Annotated in this window: 20 protein-coding genes and 1 pseudogene; 1 reads left to right on the forward strand and 20 read right to left on the reverse strand. The window is 37.3% G+C overall.

Features of this window, described 5'->3' with window-relative positions:
* Positions 1-217: 217 nt before the first annotated feature.
* From EHW90_RS06680 to EHW90_RS06755, 17 genes and pseudogenes are all read right to left on the reverse strand, one after another.
* Complete coding sequence (locus tag EHW90_RS06680; RefSeq protein ID WP_330507749.1) at positions 218-454, reverse strand: hypothetical protein; 237 nt, start codon at positions 452-454, stop codon at positions 218-220.
* Positions 441-551 (reverse strand): DUF1697 domain-containing protein, encoded by a 111-nt coding sequence (locus tag EHW90_RS13870; RefSeq protein ID WP_408610018.1) that lies wholly within the window; start codon positions 549-551, stop codon positions 441-443. Before EHW90_RS13870 ends, EHW90_RS06680 begins: the two co-directional genes overlap by 14 nt.
* On the reverse strand, positions 548-919 hold the full coding sequence (locus tag EHW90_RS13475; protein WP_243113929.1) for a hypothetical protein: 372 nt from the start codon (positions 917-919) through the stop codon (positions 548-550). Before EHW90_RS13475 ends, EHW90_RS13870 begins: the two co-directional genes overlap by 4 nt.
* Before the next feature lie 21 nt (positions 920-940).
* Positions 941-1,081 (reverse strand): annotated as a pseudogene (locus EHW90_RS13800) (helix-turn-helix transcriptional regulator); the annotation flags it as partial.
* Positions 1,082-1,272: 191 nt separating this feature from the next.
* Positions 1,273-2,271 (reverse strand): PDDEXK nuclease domain-containing protein, encoded by a 999-nt coding sequence (locus EHW90_RS06690; RefSeq protein ID WP_124952652.1) that lies wholly within the window; start codon positions 2,269-2,271, stop codon positions 1,273-1,275.
* A 353-nt stretch (positions 2,272-2,624) separates the two neighbouring features.
* The gene (gene pflA, locus EHW90_RS06700; protein ID WP_124952098.1) at positions 2,625-3,353 is read right to left on the reverse strand and encodes a pyruvate formate-lyase-activating protein; all 729 of its coding nucleotides are present in this window, start codon (positions 3,351-3,353) and stop codon (positions 2,625-2,627) included.
* Between the two features lie 83 nt (positions 3,354-3,436).
* A complete protein-coding gene (pflB, locus tag EHW90_RS06705) occupies positions 3,437-5,677 on the reverse strand; it encodes a formate C-acetyltransferase (RefSeq protein WP_124952099.1) in 2,241 nt (746 codons plus the stop codon).
* A 191-nt stretch (positions 5,678-5,868) separates the two neighbouring features.
* A complete protein-coding gene (locus tag EHW90_RS06710) occupies positions 5,869-7,008 on the reverse strand; it encodes an acyltransferase family protein (RefSeq protein WP_124952100.1) in 1,140 nt (379 codons plus the stop codon).
* Between the two features lie 81 nt (positions 7,009-7,089).
* Positions 7,090-8,031 carry an ADP-ribosylglycohydrolase family protein gene (locus EHW90_RS06715; RefSeq protein ID WP_124952101.1) on the reverse strand — a complete coding sequence of 314 codons (942 nt, stop codon included), beginning with the start codon at positions 8,029-8,031 and terminating at the stop codon, positions 7,090-7,092.
* A 20-nt stretch (positions 8,032-8,051) separates the two neighbouring features.
* Positions 8,052-8,555, reverse strand: a complete 504-nt coding sequence (locus EHW90_RS06720) for a phosphoribosyltransferase (RefSeq protein ID WP_124952102.1) — start codon at positions 8,553-8,555, stop codon at positions 8,052-8,054.
* Positions 8,548-9,597, reverse strand: a complete 1,050-nt coding sequence (locus tag EHW90_RS06725; protein WP_124952103.1) for an ATP-binding protein — start codon at positions 9,595-9,597, stop codon at positions 8,548-8,550. The genes EHW90_RS06720 and EHW90_RS06725 overlap by 8 nt, the downstream gene beginning before the upstream one ends.
* Positions 9,588-10,424, reverse strand: coding sequence for a radical SAM protein (locus tag EHW90_RS06730; protein WP_124952104.1), 837 nt, complete (start codon positions 10,422-10,424; stop codon positions 9,588-9,590). Before EHW90_RS06730 ends, EHW90_RS06725 begins: the two co-directional genes overlap by 10 nt.
* Entirely contained in the window at positions 10,390-11,727 is a 1,338-nt protein-coding gene (locus EHW90_RS06735) for an ankyrin repeat domain-containing protein (protein WP_124952105.1), read from the reverse strand. The genes EHW90_RS06730 and EHW90_RS06735 overlap by 35 nt, the downstream gene beginning before the upstream one ends.
* A gap of 186 nt (positions 11,728-11,913) precedes the next feature.
* Positions 11,914-12,261 carry a hypothetical protein gene (locus tag EHW90_RS06740; protein WP_124952106.1) on the reverse strand — a complete coding sequence of 116 codons (348 nt, stop codon included), beginning with the start codon at positions 12,259-12,261 and terminating at the stop codon, positions 11,914-11,916.
* Between the two features lie 19 nt (positions 12,262-12,280).
* Positions 12,281-13,108, reverse strand: coding sequence for an Rpn family recombination-promoting nuclease/putative transposase (locus EHW90_RS06745; protein ID WP_207667036.1), 828 nt, complete (start codon positions 13,106-13,108; stop codon positions 12,281-12,283).
* A 1-nt stretch (position 13,109) separates the two neighbouring features.
* The gene (locus EHW90_RS06750; RefSeq protein WP_124952108.1) at positions 13,110-14,981 is read right to left on the reverse strand and encodes a fructose-1,6-bisphosphatase; all 1,872 of its coding nucleotides are present in this window, start codon (positions 14,979-14,981) and stop codon (positions 13,110-13,112) included.
* A gap of 17 nt (positions 14,982-14,998) precedes the next feature.
* Positions 14,999-16,693 (reverse strand): VanW family protein, encoded by a 1,695-nt coding sequence (locus EHW90_RS06755; RefSeq protein WP_124952109.1) that lies wholly within the window; start codon positions 16,691-16,693, stop codon positions 14,999-15,001.
* 202 nt (positions 16,694-16,895) lie between these two features.
* On the opposite strand from EHW90_RS06755, the gene EHW90_RS06760 reads away from it, so the two are divergent.
* Positions 16,896-17,759 (forward strand): PHP domain-containing protein, encoded by an 864-nt coding sequence (locus EHW90_RS06760; protein ID WP_124952110.1) that lies wholly within the window; start codon positions 16,896-16,898, stop codon positions 17,757-17,759.
* A gap of 53 nt (positions 17,760-17,812) precedes the next feature.
* On the opposite strand, the gene EHW90_RS06765 is transcribed toward EHW90_RS06760, so the two are convergent.
* The 3 genes from EHW90_RS06765 to EHW90_RS06775 are packed head-to-tail and all read right to left on the reverse strand — an operon-like array spanning position 17,813 to position 21,567.
* Entirely contained in the window at positions 17,813-18,511 is a 699-nt protein-coding gene (locus EHW90_RS06765; protein WP_124952111.1) for an LbetaH domain-containing protein, read from the reverse strand.
* Between the two features lie 3 nt (positions 18,512-18,514).
* Positions 18,515-20,503: a DNA topoisomerase gene (locus EHW90_RS06770; RefSeq protein WP_124952112.1), complete on the reverse strand. Its 1,989-nt coding sequence runs from the start codon at positions 20,501-20,503 to the stop codon at positions 18,515-18,517.
* Positions 20,503-21,567, reverse strand: coding sequence for an aldose epimerase family protein (locus EHW90_RS06775; RefSeq protein ID WP_124952113.1), 1,065 nt, complete (start codon positions 21,565-21,567; stop codon positions 20,503-20,505). The genes EHW90_RS06770 and EHW90_RS06775 overlap by 1 nt, the downstream gene beginning before the upstream one ends.
* Between the last annotated feature and the right edge of the window lie 130 nt (positions 21,568-21,697).

Raw genomic sequence — 21,697 nt, forward strand, 5'->3', positions numbered from 1 at the left:
TGTTTCATCTCCATTCAGTTTATGACATTTGCATTTGATTATACTTTTTTATTTCGGTCAAGTCAAGGAAGGGGGACAAACTTATTTATTTCATAGGGTGAAAAGTTTATTTCCGGTATTCATCATTGAAATAGAAAAAGACAGGATTTTTTCAAACCCTATCTTTTTAAAAACAGATATAATTATTAAAGATTTTGCATATCACAAATTTAAGCAACTATATAAGCTTATACTCTCTCAACAATACTTTTCTGTACTCCCTATCTTCGCTTGCCTTAAGAATCTTTTCTATATTTCCTTCTCTTGCCAAAATACCGCTTAGTTTAGACACTATATCTTCACCTTGCTCTACACCAAGTATCCTGCCTTCTTCTCTACCTTCTTCCCTACCGATCAAAATGCCCTTTTTAACTCCGATTTCCTCTATTTTATCCAATGCCTCACACATTGCCACATTCCTCCATAGAAACTTTATTCTTACCGCCCACATTGACGTCTCGAAGGAAAAGTATATATTGCAATAAACTGCCTCCTTTTACCGCAAATGTCATCTAAAGATAATATACATAAATCCGCAAATGAATACAGTGATGAACACCGTAAACAGTACCGATAGAATTTTTTGATATGGGCGCTTTGCATTTTCTTCTATTTGCTTTAATTCATCTAATCTTTTGCCTTCTGTAAATGCCACAATTTCCTTATAGCTTTGAATATTATGATTTTTCTTGATTTGCTCTATTTTGATTGCAAAAATCATTGCACTCAGCCACAAGCCAAAACAGGGAATAATGGCATAAAACCCGATGAATTTAAGTAGTGGGAAAAGTGCTCCCACTGATAACAAGAATAAAATTAGCATCATTAGAGAATACAACTTCGTCTTCTTAACTTCTTCTGAATTAATTTCAACCTTCATCTGCTCAACATCTCCTTTAATTAAATTATCAACAGATACTTCCAAGACTTCACTCAATAAGATAATGCTGCTAATGTCCGGATAACTTTTGTCATTCTCCCAATTGGAAATAGTTTGTCTTGAAACAAATATTCTTTCCGCAAGATTATCCTGAGTGAGTGATTTCTCATTTCTTTAATATTTAATTTTTTTACCAAGTTCCAAAATTCATACCTCCTTTCATGAAAATAGTATTGGAGATGTTGTTTCTTTTCTATCAAATAGTCTTTACAATCTTAGGCATTTGCTTGTCAAAATCCTTTTACCTTGTTATGTTTTCGTTTTCTAAACAGTGCAAGCGTAACTTGCACTATTTACTTGATTCTCTTTAGAATATCTTCAACCGACGGCAACTGCTCTTCCAGGGCATCCGGTAGACTGCTGGTAACTTTATATTCACTTACGCCAATCGGCTTAGAAATGTCCTTTAGAGAGTATTCCGCAACCAAATTATTCTTGCTCTTGCAGAGCAGTAAGCCGATTGATGGATTATCTTCCGCTTTCTTTAGGATTCCATCTACTGCAGACAGGTAGAAGTTCAGCTGGCCGGCATATTCCGGTTTGAAATCTCCGGCCTTCAACTCGATAACTACATAACACCGCAGGTTCAGATTATAAAACAATAGGTCAATGTAAAAATCATCTCCACCAACATTAAGATGGTACTGATTGCCTAAAAATGCAAATCCTGTTCCAAGTTCCAGCAAAAGCTTCGTAACATCGCGAACAAGCGCCTGCTCAATATCTCTTTCCAGCATCTCATCACGGAATGGGATAAAGTCGAACACATACGGATCTTTCATGGTCTGCGCTGCCAACTCACTTTGCGGTGATGGCAAGCGGCTCTCAAAATTAGAAACCTTATCGACCAGCACCTGCCGCTGATATAGTCCGCTTTCGATTTGATGAATCAAAACATTATGAGACCATCCATTTTCGGCTGTTTTTTGAATATACCATATGCGTTGCTCCGGATCTTTAACCTTTTCGATAATAGCAATATTATGAGACCATGGAATTTGTGCAGACACTGTCTGCACAAATTCACGATTGGGATAGGTCTCGGCAAATTTTGCCATATACTTTAGATTGCGAACAGAATATCCCTTGCTCTCCGGAAAATCTATTCTTATATCGGTAGCCAGGTTATCAATGAATCTGTTTCCCCACAATTTATGCTCATTAATAACACAACCAATATCATGGTAAAGCAAGAGCATATCCACATTTGCATGAATCACAGCACGATACTGTGCAGCTTTTATCTCTCGCTTGATATTTTCAACAATGGAGATATACTCCGACGAATTCATTAACACTCGTTTCACCTCGCTTTCAATGCAATCTGTATTTTTTACAATAATGCGTTGATTTCCCGTATCCCTGCCCTTGGTATAGTCTCCTATCAAATTGCTGAACTTTTGCTCATCCAACGGTGGAAACATCGTCGGCTTTCATTAAGCTGCTTTTTTGCCTTCTTGCCGCATGAACTAACAAAATAGCAGCAACTATACATATTACTTTGGATACTTTTGATTCTTGGATTTCATACTCACCTCTTTATTATATCATACACTGTTAACAACCTGAAAAACCGATACATAGAATACTAAAAAACTTTTATTTGAAAAACGTCCCCATTGTCTTCTATTATACTATACTACTCCTACCCCTTCAATATCCTGTTTGCATTCTCCACTCTTTCCTTTGTAGGCGGGTCAATACCCTCAAGCTTATACAAAATTCCAAGATTATCCCACTTATGCTTACCGAGAGTATGATAAGGTAATACCTCCACCTTTTCTACATTTTTTAATGTATCAATAAACTCTCTCAGTTTTTTAAGGTCCTCATCATAATCACTTCTCTCCGGCACCAATACATGACGTATCCACATCTTTTTTCCCATTTCATCCATAGTCTTTGCCATTTCCAAGATATGGTCATTTTTCAAACCTGTAAGCACCTCATGTCTCTCTTTGTTTATTTCCTTTATATCAAGCATAATAAGATCTGTATATTGCATCAATATTTTAAACTTTTCAAAAAAATTATAATCCTTGCTAAACGGTCCTCCGGCAGTATCAAGGCAGGTATTCACACCGTTTTCCTTACAAAGCTTAAAAAGTTCCGTCACAAAATCTATCTGCAAAAGCGGTTCACCGCCGCTTACAGTAATTCCGCCGTTATCCTTCCAGTACGGCCTGTACCTTATGGCCTTGTCAAAGACCTCTTTTGCACTGAAACTTTGATTTTCCTTGGTAGACCAAGTATCCGGATTGTGACAGAACTGACATCTCATAGGGCAACCCTGTACAAATACTACAAATCTTACTCCCGGTCCGTCCACAAGTCCGAATGTTTCAAATGAATGTATATTTCCTCTTACTTCCATAATTCCTCCAAAAACAAACGGCTATGTAAAGAAACTTCACATAGCCGTTTATCACTGTAAAAGCAATATTATCAGTTTATATCTTACAGCCTGTCATGGCATGTTCTGGCAATAACATCAAGCTGCTGTTCTCTTGTAAGGTCAATAAACTTAACAGCATATCCTGAAACTCTGATTGTGAAGTTTGCATACTCCTCCTTCTCAGGATGTTCCATAGCATCTATAAGTTTTTCAGTACCGAATACATTTACATTGAGGTGATGTGCACCCTGATCAAAATATCCGTCCATTACCTGAGTAAGGTTTTTCTTTTGTTCATCCTCACCATGTCCGAGAGCTGACGGGTTGATAGTCTGAGTATTTGAAATACCGTCAAGTGCATACTCATACGGCAACTTTGTAAGTGAATTAAGTGAAGCCAAAAGGCCGTTTTTTTCTGCACCGTAGCTTGGATTTGCTCCGGGAGCCAGAGGCTCTCCCGCCTTTCTTCCGTCAGGCATGCTTCCTGTTGCCTTACCGTATACTACATTTGAAGTAATTGTAAGTATGGATGTTGTCGCTTCCGAATTTCTGTATGTATGTCTTTTCTTAACCTTTTTGAGGAAAGTCTTTAAAAGCCATACCGCAATATCATCGGCTCTGTCATCATCATTTCCGTATCTTGGGAAATCACCTGTTGTCTCATAGTCAACCACTATTCCGTTTTCATCACGTATTGTCTTTACCTTGGCATATTTGATTGCACAAAGTGAATCTACTACATGTGAAAATCCTGCAATACCTGTTGCAAAAGTTCTTCTGACATCAGTATCTATAAGCGCCATCTCGGCAGCCTCATAATAATACTTATCATGCATATACTGTATAAGGTTCAATGTATTTACATAAAGTCCTGCAAGCCAGTCCATCATCACATCATACTTTTCCATTACCTCATCATAGTCAAGATACTCGGATGTTATAGGTCTGTATGCAGGTCCGACCTGCTCTTTTGTCTTTGCATCCACACCTCCGTTGACAGCATATAAAAGGCACTTTGCAAGGTTTGCTCTGGCTCCGAAGAACTGCATTTCCTTACCTGTCTCTGTAGCCGATACACAGCAGCATATAGAATAGTCGTCACCCCATACAGGACGCATTACATCATCATTTTCATACTGTACCGAACTTGTCCTTATAGAAATAGCCGATGCATACTCCTTAAATGATTTCGGAAGTCTGCTTGAATAAAGCACTGTAAGGTTCGGCTCAGGTGAAGGTCCCATATTTTCAAGTGTATGTAAGAATCTGAAATCATTCTTTGTGACCATTGATCTGCCGTCTATACCTATACCTGCCACCTCAAGTGTCGCCCAAACAGGATCACCTGAGAAAAGCTGATTATATGAAGGTATTCTTGCAAACTTTACCATCCTAAACTTCATTACAAGGTGGTCTATAAGCTCCTGTGCTTCACTCTCAGTAAGCTTTCCCGCCTTCAAATCCCTTTCAATATAAATATCAAGAAATGTTGATATTCTTCCGACACTCATTGCGGCACCGTTTTGTGTCTTTATCGCGGCAAGGTATCCGAAGTATAACCACTGCACAGCCTCTTTCGCATCCTTTGCAGGCTTTGAAATATCATATCCGTAAGCCGACGCCATTTCCTTCATCTCTTTAAGTGCATTTATCTGCATTCCAAGTTCGTCTCTTTGGCGGATTACCTCGTCAAGCATTGTACCGTCACCGCAATTAGCTAGGTCTTCCTGCTTTTTTGCTATAAGAAAATCTATTCCGTAGAGTGCAACTCTTCTGTAGTCTCCTACTATTCTTCCTCTACCGTAGGTATCAGGAAGCCCTGTGATTATTTTATTATGTCTGGCAGCATGCATTTCAGGTGTATAAGCCTCAAACACAGCCTGATTATGTGTTCTGTGATACTCAGTAAATATCTTATGAAATTTCTCGTTAGTCTGATATCCGTAGGTACTTGCCGCCTGCTCAGCCATCTTGATTCCGCCAAAAGGCATAAACGCTCTCTTTAAAGGCTTATCTGTCTGAAGTCCGACCACCTTTTCAAGATCCTTCATACTCTCATTTATATATCCCGGACCGTATGATGTAATGGTGGAAACCACTTCGGTCTCCATATCCAAAACTCCGCCCTTGGCCCTCTCTTCCTTTTGAAGCTTTGAAAGTTCAGCCCAAAGCTTATTTGTAGCATCTGTAGGACCTGCAAGGAAACTTTCGTCTCCATCGTATATTGTATAATTATTTTGTATAAAATCACGGACATCTACATCGTCACGCCATTTTCTTCCTTTAAAACCTTCCCAGCACATAAGTACCTCCTTTTAAATAAAAACAATTAGTTAGGCTTTACTAACCTCGCTATGCCCTGATAATATCACCAATCAATTTCAAATTCAAGTGATATTTGTTAAAATTTTCTCATGTTCACAATAAAAAACAATTCATACTGTAATGGTATGAATTGTTCTCATATATATACATTATTACATACATTCAATTATTAAAAAGGCCTGCATACCCTGTCTGTAAATCTGTTTCCCAATACGTAGCAACAGACAAATGAGAGTATAGCCATTATAATAATCAGTATCTCTTCTTCAAATCTTCCAAAGCTTACTTTATTCAATACATAGTAAGAAAAAGCATCTCTTATCGGTCTATGAAAAACATATATCGGCAAGCTGTATACTCCGAATTTTTTCAAAAAAGGTGTCAAAAAGAATTCCTTTTTGTTTATCAAAACAAAGAAAAAATATGCAATACATAGTGCATATGGAATGAATACTACTCTAAGCGGATTTAAAACACCCTTAAATATACTTGCCATATTTTCATATACCAATATATATCCCCACGTTCCGTAAAACATTCTGGTATACGGTCCTATAATAGAAAAAAATATAATAAATGTTCCGACAAAAACCGCACCTGTAATGAAAAGAGGTTTATTTGTCTTTTCAAATACCGAAACTCTTCCGGATGAAAGGTACTTTTTATAAAGCATTCCCATATAAAAGAAGGGTGCAAAAGATACCACCCTGTCCAAAGCCAAAAAGTCTCCTACTTTCTCCTGCCAAGGCATATTTAACATTGAAAGGCAGGCACTTAATACAATTAAAAACATTAAATATATGCTTATACCGTCACTAAAAAGCTCTTTTGGCATATCTGCCTTACCTTTCATAATATTTTGATTATTCGTTTCAGTATCTTTTTTATTTATCTTTTGAATAAATTCTATCGGCAGCAGCAACAATTTGAAAATAATCATTACCAAAATATACCAAGGTGCATATGACTCATGTAAAAAGTTCGGTATAAGCTTTTTCTCACCGTAAAATAATATATCACTGCAATTAAGCATCAGCTTCATTACACAATAAAGTACTATCCAAGAACAAATCGACTTAAATACTATACCTCTTTTCTTCCACGAACCGTAATAAAAATAACCCGACAGGAATATAAACGCCGGCATATGAAAACTGTAAATAAGCAAAAACAGCCTTCTTGCCACCGGATATTCCCTGTCTATTAAAGGCATCATAAAATGCCCCCACACTACAAGGAATATAAGCAAACCTTTGTATATATCAAGGGTTTCTATTCTACTATTGTAACTGTTACCATTAGTACACATAAACAGCTTCCTTTTCTACAATCAACTACCTTAAGTAGCTATATTACTACATAATGATAAAAAAGCGCAAGCTTATCATGCTTACGCTTTTAACAAGCTGTCAATCCAATCCTTTTTTTGCACCTTGGCTTTCCAACTTGCAGGTATTTTATCATAAGTATAGTATAGTCCTGCAAGCCCACCTGTTACGGCTGCTACAGTGTCTGTATCATCCCCTAAGTTTACAGCTTTTAAAACAGCATCCTTATAAGATGAGGTATTTATCAGACACCATATGGCTGCTTCAAGTGTGTATACAACATATCCGGTACTCTTTATCAGTTCTTTCGGTATATTTTTAAATTGTGAGAGTGAAATAAGTCTGTTATAGCTTCCAAGCTCGTTTTCATTATTTTTACCGTAATACTCAAATGCATTATCTATTCCTATCTGCAGTCTTTCTGTCAATTCTCCACATTCTCCCAAAACAGACCTTACCAAAAAATAATATATACCACAGGCTAATTGGCTTCTTATATGTGCATGTGTCAAAGCTGAACAATTATGTGCAATATCTATAACTTCATCATCCGATATATTTAAGCTTTTTTGCTGTTCAAAAAGATATAAGCATACCGGCAATATTCTCATAAGCGAACCGTTACCGTTATCCCACTCCGTTTTTCCTCCCGACTCTAAAGGCCCTGCCCCGTTACTGTATTTCATTACAGCTCTTGAAGTCGCTATTCCTATATCAAAGACTTCACCAAAAGGTGTGTATTCTCCGTACATACACCAATCATGAAATCTGTCCATAATATCCTTATAATCAATCTTTCCTTTATCCTTAATACTTGCAAGAGTTGCAAGTGCCATACTGCTGTCATCAGACCATGTGCCTTCAGGCTGATTATATGTTCCGTATCCTGTCATATCTTTTATAGGGTTTTTCTCTCTTTCCTCTCTTGTGCCGAATTCAACAGGTACTCCCATCGCGTCTCCGATAATAAGACCGTATATTCCCGATTTCCGAATATTATTCATTTATCCCCCTAGTCTCTATACTATATCTGATTAAAAAGTCTCATAGTAGTATCAGGCCCTCTGTTACCCTTTTGTACCTTGGTATTACTGCCTACATATGAGTTTTTTGATACACGTACAGTATAAAGCCTGTCTTTAAACTTTTCCACCGCATTTTCATTGATTACACAACAAGCCACACTGATGTCCGGACCGTATATCTCTTCTATAGTTTTACCTGTATTTATTACTGAATCCACCAGTATTATATTCTTTGTCTTCGGGCGGATAAACTTATCCTTCTTAGGATCATAAACATCAAACCTGCACCCTAAAGCGTAATATAATCCCATAGCCATAAATATACCGCCTCTAAGTATCGCCACGACCGTAGTATCATGTGAAAACTGCTCCTTTATTTGTTCTCCAAGCGCCATACCCAATTCTACATGAGCCTTTGCAAGTTCCGGTCCGCTTATACCCGAATCCGACTTTGTAATTGCAATAAGCTTCTCTATTCTCTCATCCCTTTTTATTTCAAACAATCTGTATTCCCTCCAAATTTCTGTTTTTTAAGGAGCTGCTAATCTCCCCTGTCGGTTTGGCTATAAGAAATGCCTCGTCAGCCCTCTTTAACATAAAGTAATCATTCATACTGTCTCCGAAAGCTCTCACTTTTCTATTACCTTGTAAAAATTTTGCAATAAAAAACTTTGTGTCTGCCGACATTTGATTTCCAAAAAATACCGGTCTTTTTATTTTTTCCGAAATATTTTTCCATATATCAGGCTGTCCGGACGTCAATATAAATCCGTTATCCATATATTTAAGTACAAATTCATTATATGTAATATCTGGTATTTCCGTTTTCTTAGAAGTGTTTATATATTTAATCATATTTTTATGATGTAAAAAGCTTTGAAAACCTGTATAAAAATTTCCGTCAAATATATGTGTTTTATATCCGATCAAAGAACTTGAATCTTCTCTTATCAATGTCCTGTCACCGTCTGTAAGTGTAATATCTGTAACGTCCGACATTGATAAAATATCATTTGCCACCTCTTTTGCAAAATTTACACAGCTGAACCCTTTTGAAACAGCGTATACAAACTTTAATACTGTATTTATATCATCAAAATATCCCAAATCCTGATTGTCAATGACATAAAAATCCTTATTATGCTCATGGCAATACTCTCTTAAGTTTTCTATTTCAGTATTCTGCCATTTTTTTATATCAAATTTCAGATACTTACCGTTTTTGGAAGATTTCTCCATTCTTGACCTTAATACTTTCGGTTCAATATATAAATATAAAAATGCATCATAAAGCTTACCGTCTTCTTTTGTAAATACCACATTGTCTCCGAATGAATAATGCCCGTCCATAATGAAATTGTCTTCTTTAAGCAAAATATTTGCCAATTCTTTTCTTACAGCTTTTTTACACTTCTCATCCATATGATGAAAATCTTTGTTAATATCAAAAAGCATCTCGCTTCCGTGAAGGACTTTAATCCCCTTTATTCTGTCTAAAATATAGGTCTTACCTGCAGCAGGCAGCCCGTATAAGCCTAATCGCATATCATCTCCTTATAACATTTTTCTCTGTCAAAGTCCAAATGTATTTTTTCAAGTTCATTTATTTTAATATCACTTTTTGCTACAGGTTCCAAATCAACACAGTTTCCACATAGAAATACCTTGCCGTTTGCAAAGAAGAAATTGTTGATTCCGGCTCCGCACATGCCTCCATACATTGTACAGTCATAGCCCCCTCTGCGCACATTCAAGCTTTTCTGTGCATTATCTAAAAAGCGGTTGAACTCTTCTAAAGAAATACCGTATTTCCCGATCATCCTTGAAAATGTGATTCTGTTATCAAACTTTTCAAAGAATTTTATAGTGGCATCCTCTTCTTTTATAACTTCCTTTCCTACGGTACAGTTCATACTCGGATAATTTCCTGTAATCCGCTTATAAAGTTCTATCTTCTCAAGAACCTTTCCATGTGTATTACAGCGATACATATCATGTATTTTTTCTGTTCCGTCTATCGAAAAGCCGAGATTTACATTGTTTTTAGCAAAGAACCTTATCATATCTTCATTTAACAAAAGTCCGTTTGTAATAGAATATGCCATAATTTTTCCCCGCTTTATATAACCGGAAATATGTAATATATATTCTTTAAGATCATTATATTCAAGCAGCGGCTCCCCGTTGCCTACAAATCCGATTTTAAACAGTTTAATATCCTTACTTTCAATATATGTGATTATATTGTCTAAAATTTCAAACACATCCATTGTGTCGTTTTTAATAACATCTTTTTTCTCATGAAAATGACAATATTTGCAGCTTAAATTGCATCTGTTATTTATTGAAATACATACTCTGTCTATTTGCATTATACCTTTTGCTCTTTCCGTAATCTTTTAACATAGGTCCGTTTTTCCTGTATTCATTCATCCAATCAATATAGGACCTGCCGCTCATATCTACAAGCTTTGTATCTGCACCTGCTTCAAGCAAAACTTTTCTTATATCTTTACCGTCTCTAAAGTATCCGTTCATACAGGCTTTCATCAATGCACTAAATCCGTTTGCATCCTGTTGATTAAGGCTTGTTCTCTCATCTTCACATAATAATTTTACAAATTCCGTCATTCCATGCCATGCCGCTATCATCAAAGGCATATTTCCTTCATTCTTTTGCCTTAGTTTCTCGCCGCTATATGGATTTTTGCTGCCTACATTCGGATTTGCTCTACATTCAACCAACAGAAATCCAAACATCTCATAGTCTTTTACCTGTATTGCATGTGAAAGCGGAGGGAAGTATCTCCGTGCATTATCTCTTTTATTTACATCACCTCCCAATGATATCAACCACCTTATTTTTTCCTTTCTTTGATTCATAGGTTTTGATGTTGCTCTTACAGTAGAAATAATCAATGTATTTCCGTCACTCATATAGGCATTTACTTCATCTTTGCCAATCCTTTCAAGGCTTTCATAAGTATCCGCAAAAAAATCTTTTATATTGTCAAGCCTTCCCGTATCTCTTATCGGTTGTTTTGTTGCTATATATTTACCCAAATGTAATGCCGCTATATTCTCATTATTCTTTAAGTATACCGAATAATCAATGTCATCCGTTATAATGTCAACTTTTGTATGATACTTTTTTGAAGCCTCGTTTGCGATATATATAATCTTTTCATCATTTTTAATATTTTTATTTTTACCCGTATACTCCATTGACACAATCTTGTCTCCGTAACTTATACCTCTAAGTACCTCCCAAGCCTTTTTACATAATGATGATTTATAATCCTTTATACTGTTCAATTCATTTACCACAACTTTAGGTATAATAACCTTGTCATATTCCTCATTCAGTTCATCTATCAGTTGAATATTCTTAAGTATTGCCGAGGTGTCCACTACAACCGTCTTTTCTCCCCTTAAGAACTGCTTTATCTGTTCATCCGACATACAAAAAGCCTTACAATATCTTATTGCATAATCTTTTAAGGTATTTTCACGTGTTTTGCCGTTTTCCGCACGGGATAAAGAAGATTTTTCTACTAATGTACCTTCATAGTTTTGTATCTTTTTTACCATATCATCCAAGCTGCATTTATATTCTTCTCTGAGTTCTTTCATCCTCAAGCATAAAAAAGGGATTTCTTTTTTCTTCTCTGTCATTTATACTCCTTTCTTTATATCGTTATTATATTATTTCTCAGTATGTCTTCAATATTCTTAAGCGATAATGCAACAAATCAGAGTATATTGCAACGACACAAGACTCTTATACAGACTTTTCCCATTAAAAAAGCCGTTAAAACCAATCTTTTCATTGATTCCAACGGCTTTTACTATGCCTTTAATCTAATTATACATTTCACTCTCATGTTCCGTTATAAACTTTGCACCTGCACAGGCACCGCAGTCACAGTACTCTCCGCCTGCCGCTTTTACCTCTTTTGCATGTTCTGCAAGCTCATTTGCCTTTTCTTCACCGAACGCCTTCTTACCTTCATCGGATACAAAAAAGTTATACACGCTGTCTATTGTACATATATCCATCTTTGCTTCCGCTATCAATGCCTTTGTAGCGGCTTCCTGTGCATCCGTACCGAGTGACTCAAGCCAGATTTCACCTGCTGTTTCAAGCTCCGGACAACAGCTTGGTGCCTCTATCATTTCCTTTACCGCCTTTACTATACTTTCGTTCATATATTCCTCCTTATAATTTCTATTTCATGCTTCGCATATACTTTTCAAAGCTTTCCACACTCATATTTGCCCTGCTTGCCGCATCGGCTATACTTAGTATACCGTCCTTTACTAAAGATATTAAGGCACTGATAAATCCCTTTTGTATACCTTGCTTTCTGCCTTCTTCTCTACCTTCTTCTCTGCCTTCTTCATATAATTGCTTCAGTACTTCTGACATATCTTCTCCCTCCTCTGAATACTTCAATCTATACTTTATATCAGATACTATCGGAAAATTCCTGCTATAGCTGTCATCTTCTGTAAAAACTCTCATTAGTTCCGATAAACTGCTTCCATCTCTTATATTAGCACAAATATATATTTCTCTTAATCCGTTGTCAAGTTCTATATCAAAACCGTCTACAACCCTTTTTATTTCATATTTTACTCTATTTTTATTAAAGATATCAAAGTTACATACATATATTATGCATATATCCGGTAATTCATTAAAACTGACACCTTTTTCAATCATGTTAGTAGTGAGCATACTGCTGTAATATCTCACTCTCTTTTGATGGTTCACATTATCATCATTTTGTATCTCTACATTTATAACCCTACCGTCTTTTAGCCTACATAAAGCATCAAGAATTACCGATCTTCTTTCGATACTTGTTATTGAGTGTTGTGCATGATTTTCTAATACTTCAAGTCCGGGATCTTCTAAAAACTCTCTAAGTATCTCCTCACAAAAGCTTTTATTTTCTGCCATTTTCCTAAAAAATATATCATCAATAGGGTTTAGTTTCTCTATGACTCTCCTATAATCCATATTTCTCCTTTTCTTCCCCACAACCTGCATCTTACAGCGTCCTGTAATTTTCAAGCAGCATCTTAAGGTCGGCTATGTCCTCAAGGATTTGTTTACCGATGTCCGTATCCTTTACAAACATACGATATGTCTCCTTTTCTATCACCTCTGACTCCGACCTTATATCCGTGTTGTTTATCAGTGCATCTTCTACAGATGTGAAAGGAGTATGAGCCATCAACCTAAGTCCGTGTGAGTTAAATATCAGAGTATAGCCTGCAATTCCCGTAGTCTTGTTCATAGCACGGCAAAATCCGCCGTCTATAACAAACAGCCTGCCGTTTGCTCTCACAGGGTTCTCACCGTCAACGGCATGAACAGGTGTATGACCGTTTATAATATGAGAATGTACATCATACAGACCGAACTCATGTAAGATTTGACTGCAAAAACTCTCATCATAGTACCTGCTGTAATACGGATTCGACGGTTCTTTCCAAAAGCTTTTATCTTCTACATAGTCTCTCTCAAAGGTCTTTACCATTCTGCCACAAAGCGGTGATTTCTCACCACCCCATAAAAACCACATAAAGTCCACATCATCCATACTCGGATTGTCCGTATAAGCCGCTCTTGCCTTCTTATCACATATATCAAACAGCGCTTTACCGTGATAATACTTACCGTCTATAGAAAGCATATCAAATGTACCCTTCTCATCCACAGGCACACAACCGTGATAAATCAGGTTTCTGTTGTAAACATTGTACATACTTCCTTTATCATATAAAAACTTTATATGTTTGTTAAGTCTTTGACCTGATACAAAACTTCTCCTCAACTTCAAAAGAATCTCTTCCTCTTCATCAGTGAGTCTATACGGATCGTTCATATCAAGAGTTGGAAAAAGTGTTGTCTTCAGTGCAGTCTCCACACCGTCTATAGTCACGCTGCCTCTGTCAAGATTTATATGTTCTAAAAGCAATCTGCTGTCCATCTCATACTCCGGATGCCTTTTTATAAGCTGACCTTCCACCTTAAAAAGCATTACCTTGATTGCCGCAAGCGCAGCCTGTATTCCGTCCGATATACCGTACATATTCATCCCGAAAATAATAAGCGGCCTTAGGCTGATACCATATCCGTTTTCCAGGATTTCAACATTGCCGTACTTTAAATTATTTCTGATAACATTGCAGATACAGGCATCGTTACCGCATACCGCACCCATCCAAAGAATATCATGATTGCCCCATTCAATATCCATAGAATGATACTTCATAAGCAAATCCATTATCCTGTCAGCCTGTCCTCCTCTGTCAAATACATCTCCCACCAGATGCAGATGGTCTACCGCAAGTCTTTTTATAAGTGCCGAAAGTGCAATGATAAACTCGTCAGCATCTTCCAAATCTATGATTGTTTGCAAAATATGCCTGTGATAGCTGACTTTATTGGTATCTTCATTCTTTTGTGCGTGTAAAAGCTCGTCGATAATATACGCGTAGTCCTCAGGCAATGCCTTTCTAACTTTTGACCTTGTGTACTTTTGTGAAAGCAGTCTTGCAAGCATTATAAGATAGTTTAAAGTCATAGAATACCATCCGGCATCTATCTTTCCGGTCTCGGCAAGCATGGTCATTTTCTCCCTCGGATAATATATCAGAGTACAGAGTTCCTGCCTGTCAAACTCGGACAAAGTATCTGTAAATATAAGGTCGACCTTTTCCTTTATCACACCTGAACAGTTATTCATAATATGTAAAAATGCCTCATATTCACCATGTATATCACTTAAGAAAAATTCGGTTCCCTTCGGCAGGTTTGTGATGGCGGACAGATTGATAATCTCTCTGATTACCGACTGACTTGACGCGTAATTTTGCTTAAGTAACTTTAAATACTTTACATTCTCCCTATTCATAATACCCCCTATAATATTTAATCTTCAGGCTTTTGCACCGTCTCATCGACAGTATCCGCCTCTGTTGTCAGTTTTTCTACAGTTTCTTCAACACTTTCTTTTTGCTTAACGCTCTCTTCAGTCTTTGACACCTCATTTTTTGATACATCGCTTGTAGGTATCTTCTCAACGGTACTCTCTGCTGTAGTCTCCGTATTCTTTTTACTCAAACTCTCATCCGATTTCACGCCCTTAGTACCTTCTATACTTGTTTCAACACTTGACTTTGGAGCACTTGTAGTCTCACTCTGTGAATTTACCTTTATCTTTGCAGGCTTACCTCTATAGGTGGAGTTGTGGAAAGGTTCTTCCTTTATTATGCTTCCGTTCTTTTTCACAATATAAGTGGTAGCCCACCTTGAACCTTTCTTTGCCTCACTTATTACCACTTCTTTCCCTCTTTTAAGGCTCTTATCCTCAATATACTCAGGCGCGGGAGGGTCAAGATCCGCAATCTTTTTTGACTCCATCTCTATACTCACACCGTCCTCCAAAATAGGAATACCTATGATTGAACAGGTAAGTGTCTGCCCTGTAAGCACTGCACGTATTGCTATCGCAGTGTCACAAGTATTTACAAATTTCATATCAGGTCCGGCATATCCGTCATAGCTGACCATTGCGTCCTCTCCCGGAGTCACATAAGTCGGCTCATATGAATGTGCATGCCTCTCTGTAGTGGTAAGGCCTGCAAATATGACCGCATTATAAAGTGTAGATGATACCTGACATACTCCGCCTCCGGGTTCTTCAGACAGAACTCCGTTCACATAGGCACCTGCCGGTCTGTAACCTCTTTCTTCCGTCCTGTTACCTGTAGTGTTATTAAAAGAAAATTCCTCTCCCGGCTTGATTATCAGTCCGTCAAGTGCTTCACTTGCAAGTGAAATATTGGTATTTCTGTCCTTATTGTCTGTAGTCTTTGTGGTAAAAGTTCCTATTACCTTATACTTCTCCTTTGCACTTACCTCTGTAACACTCGGTTTTGCTTCATTTCTTACGACCAGGATGTCCGCCTGAAAATCCTTTCTGTCTGTAAATGATTTCAAATCACCTTTCAGTCTGTTCTCATCTATCAAAAAGCCGTCACTCTCATGTGTGTAGGTAAAGCTCTTTGTATCCTTGTTAAACCCCGATATAGAGCCGTTTTGAGGAGGAATATCCCACTTTTTCTTCGCCTCATTAACCATCTCTTCTATATCGCCGTCATCAAAACTTATATCATAATGCGTATTTGCCTTATCAATATCCGAATATATTTCACTCAAAAGCTTATCAAGCTTTTTATCAAGTATATTACTTAGCTCCAAGCTGTCATTATCATCTATATGCAACTTCATTTTCCAGGGATATACCCTTTTAATTGCGGATTTTGCCTCCGCCATCTTCATTCCCGTTATATCCACCTCATCAATACTTATATGCTTTTTCAGCTTTTCATTTGCGATATCAACAGTCGACTCTGTGTTTATCTCACCTGCCGCATTTACAGGCCTTATTACCCTCTTTACACAAAGTATTAAGGTTGTAAGCAGCATAACAAAAACAGCTGTCAACAAAGCCACGCCCTTTATATTTATGTCCGCCGGATATATACCGCTTTGTGAGCGTCTTCTGGCTGCTCTTACTCTTTCCGAACCGGACATCTGCTCCTTTTTTCGTCTTTTAAACATTTTATTTCCCTATGAATGTATTATTAAAATACCACTCAATAATATTTTATTTTTACAATAAAAGTAATATTCTTAAGTCAAATTATACCAAGAAAATGATTCCGGTACAACAATCAAGATTTGCTTTAAACAATTCATTGTGCTAGACTGTTTATGGTTTTTATTGACAAATATTAAAACAGAATAATTTTCAGAGGATAATATGAAATATATTGATTTACACACACATTCCACCGCTTCCGACGGAAGCTTTTCTCCCTCTATGGTAGCCACACTGGCAAAAAAAGCAAACCTTTGTGCAATAGCGCTTACAGACCATGATACCATGGCGGGAGTGGACGAATGTTTCAAAAAGGGGCTTGAACTTGATTTGCCTGTGATTGCCGGAGTAGAGATGAGTTGCGTATACAACTCAAAGGAAATACATATTTTGGGATATCTTTTGCCTGATACTTTTCCTCCGAAAAAGCTTCATATCAAAGAGGAAATATTATCCGACTTGGATTTTTTTGCAAAGGAAAGGGCCGAGAGAAATAATGAAATACTGAAAAGGTTCAAAAAAGACGGAATTATAATCTCTATGGATGATTTGATCGGGGACAATCCTAATACTCAGATAACAAGGGCACACTTTGCCGGCGCCCTTATAAAGATGGGAGTTGTTGCAGATAAATCCGAGGCTTTCTTTAAATATCTTGAATACGGCGGCAAGTATGTGCCTGTAAAGAAAATCACAACAAACAGATGTATGGAGTTTTTAAGCAAACATAATTTTTTTATTTCACTTGCACATCCGTTCCAGTATAAATTTTCCGAAAGCGAACTTAAAAGTCTGCTTATTCATTTAAAAGATCTCGGTCTAAACGGTATAGAAGTTTATCACTCCACACATTCGGATGAAGATATTAAAAGACTTCACTCTTTGGCAACTAAATATAATCTGCTTCCGACAGGCGGAAGCGACTTTCACGGCGCACACAAGCCGGGACTTGATATAGGAAGTGGATACGGCAATTTAAAAGTGCCTTACTCACTGCTTGAAAACATTTTAAATCATATAAGATAATCAAAAAAGGTCTGAAACCTCTGCAAACTGCAGCATTTCAGACCTTTTGTATTTTATAATTTATTTACAACCGGCTTTTTCTTTGCCTTTGTTACTATATCATCTGCATTCTTATATATAGATGACTTGCTTACACAACCTCTTACACTTGAAAGCGGATAGATGGTTGTGTTCTTTCCTATAACTGTACCCGGATTCAGAATGGAACCGCATCCTACTTCAGCCTCATCGCCTACTATTGCACCAAGTTTTCTAAGACCTGTCTCAAGCTCGGCATCTTCCAAGTGAAGCACTACATCGGACTTGTCACTCTTAAGATTTGATGTGATTGCAGACGCACCAAGATGTGCCTTGTATCCGATAATTGAATCACCAACATAGCTGAAATGCGGAACCTGCGCCTTGTTGAAAAGTATGGCATTCTTAAACTCACATGAGTTTCCCGCTACCGCGCCCTCGCCGATAATTACATTTCCTCTGAAGAATGCACATGAACGAATACTTGCGTCCTTTCCGATGATAAGCGGACCTGCAAGCGCTACAGTCGGCATTATCTTTACAGAACGATGTACCCATATGTTCTTTCCGATCTTCAGATACTCGGTATCAGGCAATGTAGCTCCTACTTCCTCTATGAAGCTTCCAAGCTCCTTGAATACTTCCCAAGGATATGTGTATCTCTCAAAAAGTTCTTTTGCAACAGTTTCCTCAAGATCAAAAAGTTTTTTTGTTTTTACATCGATTTTCTTCATTTTTTATCCTTTCATGCCCTTATATTCTTTTGAAATCTTTTCAAATACGGCATTTAAACTATATTGATTATTAAGCTGCTTCACATTTATGCATCTTATACCTACAAATCTTTCAAGCTTTGTCATATACTCTTGTGATGATATATCACCGTTTGACACCATTGTTAAGCCCTTTTCCCAACTTGCTGTGAGTTCGGGATTTAACAGCTGTGAAATGGAACAATTCACCACTTCATATACTATCTCACCGAAAAGTGTAGGTGTGATTATCTGCGTTTTTTTGTTGAGAGCCAGATACTTGATTGCAAACAACTTTTTCAAAATATCCGCTCTTGTAGCTGAAGTACCTATACCGCTTCCCTTTATCTGACTTCGAAGTTCTTCATCTTCTATAAGCTGACCTGCATTTTCCATTGCAAGTATTATGGATCCGGATGAATACCTCTTTGGAGGTACAGTTTCTCCCTCCTTTATGCTTAAAGAATCAAGCCTTAACTTGGAACCCTTTCTAAGCGATGAAATCATATTTATATATTCGGGATTTTGTGAGTCTCCGTCATCATCGCCGTCTTCCTTTAGCGGACTTAATACATCCAAAAATCCTCTTTCAATACAAACCTTGGTATTTGTGATAAATATCTCATCTCCTATACCGAACTTGATGGCAAACTTCTGATATATGGCAGGAGGATAAAATATAGCAAGAAATCTCCTACATATCAGTTCATATATCAACATCTGCAATCTGCCTAAAGAATTCATATTTCCAAACCCGGTAGGTATTATAGCATAATGGTCGGTGATTTGACTATCATTAACATACTTTGTTTTTGATATATTTTTGTATGTACCCTTATTAAGTATATCATTTGCGAAATCCGCAAGCAAAGGGAATTTACAAAGTCCTCTGATATTTTTATCTATTTCCTTGGCTACAGCGCTTGAGAGCACTCTGGCATCGGTTCTGGGATAGGTAACAAGCTTTTTTTCATAAAGCTCCTGTATAATCTTTAATGTTTCATCGGGGCTTATCTTAAATCTCTTTGAACATTCATTCTGTGCTTCGGCAAGATTAAATAAAAGCGGAGGATTTTTCACTTCCTTCTTTTTCTCATTTGAGAGTACCTCTGCTTCTCTGCCGTTTTCATTTGCGATTTCTTCCACATGTTCAATAAGCTTCTGTGCATATATCTTTTCTCTAAAGCCGTTATCCTTATAAAGCACCGGAGAATTGAAGTACTTTGACTTTTCATTCACCTTCCACTCTCCGTCTATGAACATACCCTGATTCTCAAATTTTGCCAATACCTTATAAAAGGGAGTCTTTACAAAATTTCTTATCTCCCTTTCTCTGTTGACAACCATTCCTACAACACAGGTCATTACTCTTCCCACGCTTAATACCGCTCTGTCAAGCTTTAGAAAATTTGCCACATTCCTGCTGTACTTAAGTGTAAGAATCCTTGAAAAGTTGATACCCATCAGATAATCTTCTTTAGCTCTAAGGAATGCCGCCGCTGAAAGATTGTCATAGTATGACCAGTCTTTGGCATCTTTGATACCTCTGCGTATCTCCTCTTCAGTCTGTGAATCAATCCAGACTCTTTTTCTGACCTTATCTTTTACACCGGCCATCATATCCACAAGTCTGTAGATATACTCACCCTCTCTTCCCGAGTCGGTACAGATATATATGGTATCAACATCTTCTCTGTTAAGCAGTTTTGAGACTGTATCAAACTGAGTTTTCACTCCGTCAATCACTTCATACTTGAACTCTTTAGGTAAAAAAGGCAGAGTGTCAAGCGACCAGCGTTTGAACTTTTCATCATACTTTTCAGGATAACTCATAGTTATAAGATGTCCTACACACCATGTAACTATAACACTGTCTCCTTCCAAATATCCGTTTTTTCTGCCTGTAGGTACTTTCAGAGCCTTTGCAAACTCGGCTGCAACACTGGGCTTTTCCGCAATAAAAAGTTTCTTCATCAATCTTTTTCTACACTGAACTTGTATACAGTCTCACTGATAAACTCTTCAAGCTCATTAACTACCGGCTGTATAAAGTCGGGATTGTTTACAGCATTCGGAAAAAACTGTGTCTCAAAGCAGTATCCGCTTCGTTTATTATAATGTACACCGTTTTTGCCTACAATCTCATCATTCAAAAAATTTCCTGTATAAAACTGTACTCCCGGCAAATCCGTATACACTTCCATAACTCTTTTACTTACATTATCTCTTGCTTTGGCTATCAGTCTTAGATTGCCGTCGTAATCTCTTATAACCCAGTTATGATCATAACCTCCGCCTTGAACTGTCGCCTCATAATCGGAGTCTATACCGTCACCGATCTTTCTGTACTTTCTAAAGTCCATAGGAGTATTTTCAACTTTTCTTATCTCACCTGTAGGTATGGAATTCTCATCACATGGCAAAAAGCTGTCTGCGTATATCTCAACTTCCTGGTCATATATATTTTTCGCATCCTCACCTGCCAGGTTGAAATAATTGTGATTTGTCAGATTGACAGCTGTCTTTTTATCACAAACAAAACTGTATCCTATTGTAAGAGCATTGTCATCCGAAAGCACATAACTTACACTTATTCTTGCTTCTCCGTCAAACCCTTGATCACCGTCAGGACTTATCAGCATAAATGTAACCATATCTCTGTCTTCATCTTCAAATGTTCCGGCTTCCCATATCCTTTTATCCCAGTAATCGGGACCTGAATGCAGCGCATTGTTACCGTTATTTAGAGATAATTGAAATTCTTTTCCGTCAAGAACAAACCTGCCTCCTGCTATACGGTTGGCATATCTTCCTATTATAGCACCGAAATGCGGCTTATTGTCCTCATAGCCTGCCACACTGTCAAAACCGAGGCATACATCTTTAAAGTTTCCGTCCTTATCAGGTACCAGCATACTCACCCATGTACCGCCCAAATCGGTAAATGACGCACTCAACCCGTTTTTATTTGTAAGAGTATACAGATTCACTATCTTACCGTCTTTTGTTTTTCCAAATTCAGTTTTCTTAATACCCATAACTTTCCTCTCTCTACAAAGAAAAAGCCGTCACAGCCTGATGTGACAGCTATTTCCATACATTATACAAATTTTTCTATTCCCTTGCAATACTTAGTGTAAATATTACTATGTGACTTGATAATGAAAA

This window comes from Lachnoanaerobaculum orale, assembly GCF_003862485.1.
GTDB classification, from domain to species: Bacteria; Bacillota; Clostridia; order Lachnospirales; family Lachnospiraceae; genus Lachnoanaerobaculum; species Lachnoanaerobaculum orale.

What these genes read in the sequence shown, in the direction of transcription:
- EHW90_RS06755 (WP_124952109.1), bottom strand. Translation starts at nt 16,693, where the DNA reads ATGTTTAAAAGACGAAAAAAGGAGCAGATGTCCGGTTCGGAAAGAGTA.
- EHW90_RS06690 (WP_124952652.1), bottom strand. Translation starts at nt 2,271, where the DNA reads ATGAATTCGTCGGAGTATATCTCCATTGTTGAAAATATCAAGCGAGAG.
- EHW90_RS06710 (WP_124952100.1), bottom strand. Translation starts at nt 7,008, where the DNA reads ATGTGTACTAATGGTAACAGTTACAATAGTAGAATAGAAACCCTTGAT.
- EHW90_RS06760 (WP_124952110.1), top strand. Translation starts at nt 16,896, where the DNA reads ATGAAATATATTGATTTACACACACATTCCACCGCTTCCGACGGAAGC.
- EHW90_RS06770 (WP_124952112.1), bottom strand. Translation starts at nt 20,503, where the DNA reads ATGAAGAAACTTTTTATTGCGGAAAAGCCCAGTGTTGCAGCCGAGTTT.
- pflA (WP_124952098.1), bottom strand. Translation starts at nt 3,353, where the DNA reads ATGGAAGTAAGAGGAAATATACATTCATTTGAAACATTCGGACTTGTG.
- EHW90_RS06725 (WP_124952103.1), bottom strand. Translation starts at nt 9,597, where the DNA reads ATGCGATTAGGCTTATACGGGCTGCCTGCTGCAGGTAAGACCTATATT.
- EHW90_RS06715 (WP_124952101.1), bottom strand. Translation starts at nt 8,031, where the DNA reads ATGAATAATATTCGGAAATCGGGAATATACGGTCTTATTATCGGAGAC.
- EHW90_RS13870 (WP_408610018.1), bottom strand. Translation starts at nt 551, where the DNA reads ATGACATTTGCGGTAAAAGGAGGCAGTTTATTGCAATATATACTTTTC.
- EHW90_RS06775 (WP_124952113.1), bottom strand. Translation starts at nt 21,567, where the DNA reads ATGGGTATTAAGAAAACTGAATTTGGAAAAACAAAAGACGGTAAGATA.
- EHW90_RS06730 (WP_124952104.1), bottom strand. Translation starts at nt 10,424, where the DNA reads ATGCAAATAGACAGAGTATGTATTTCAATAAATAACAGATGCAATTTA.
- EHW90_RS06740 (WP_124952106.1), bottom strand. Translation starts at nt 12,261, where the DNA reads ATGAACGAAAGTATAGTAAAGGCGGTAAAGGAAATGATAGAGGCACCA.
- EHW90_RS06750 (WP_124952108.1), bottom strand. Translation starts at nt 14,981, where the DNA reads ATGAATAGGGAGAATGTAAAGTATTTAAAGTTACTTAAGCAAAATTAC.
- EHW90_RS06735 (WP_124952105.1), bottom strand. Translation starts at nt 11,727, where the DNA reads ATGACAGAGAAGAAAAAAGAAATCCCTTTTTTATGCTTGAGGATGAAA.
- pflB (WP_124952099.1), bottom strand. Translation starts at nt 5,677, where the DNA reads ATGTGCTGGGAAGGTTTTAAAGGAAGAAAATGGCGTGACGATGTAGAT.
- EHW90_RS06745 (WP_207667036.1), bottom strand. Translation starts at nt 13,108, where the DNA reads ATGCAGGTTGTGGGGAAGAAAAGGAGAAATATGGATTATAGGAGAGTC.
- EHW90_RS06765 (WP_124952111.1), bottom strand. Translation starts at nt 18,511, where the DNA reads ATGAAGAAAATCGATGTAAAAACAAAAAAACTTTTTGATCTTGAGGAA.
- EHW90_RS13475 (WP_243113929.1), bottom strand. Translation starts at nt 919, where the DNA reads ATGAAGGTTGAAATTAATTCAGAAGAAGTTAAGAAGACGAAGTTGTAT.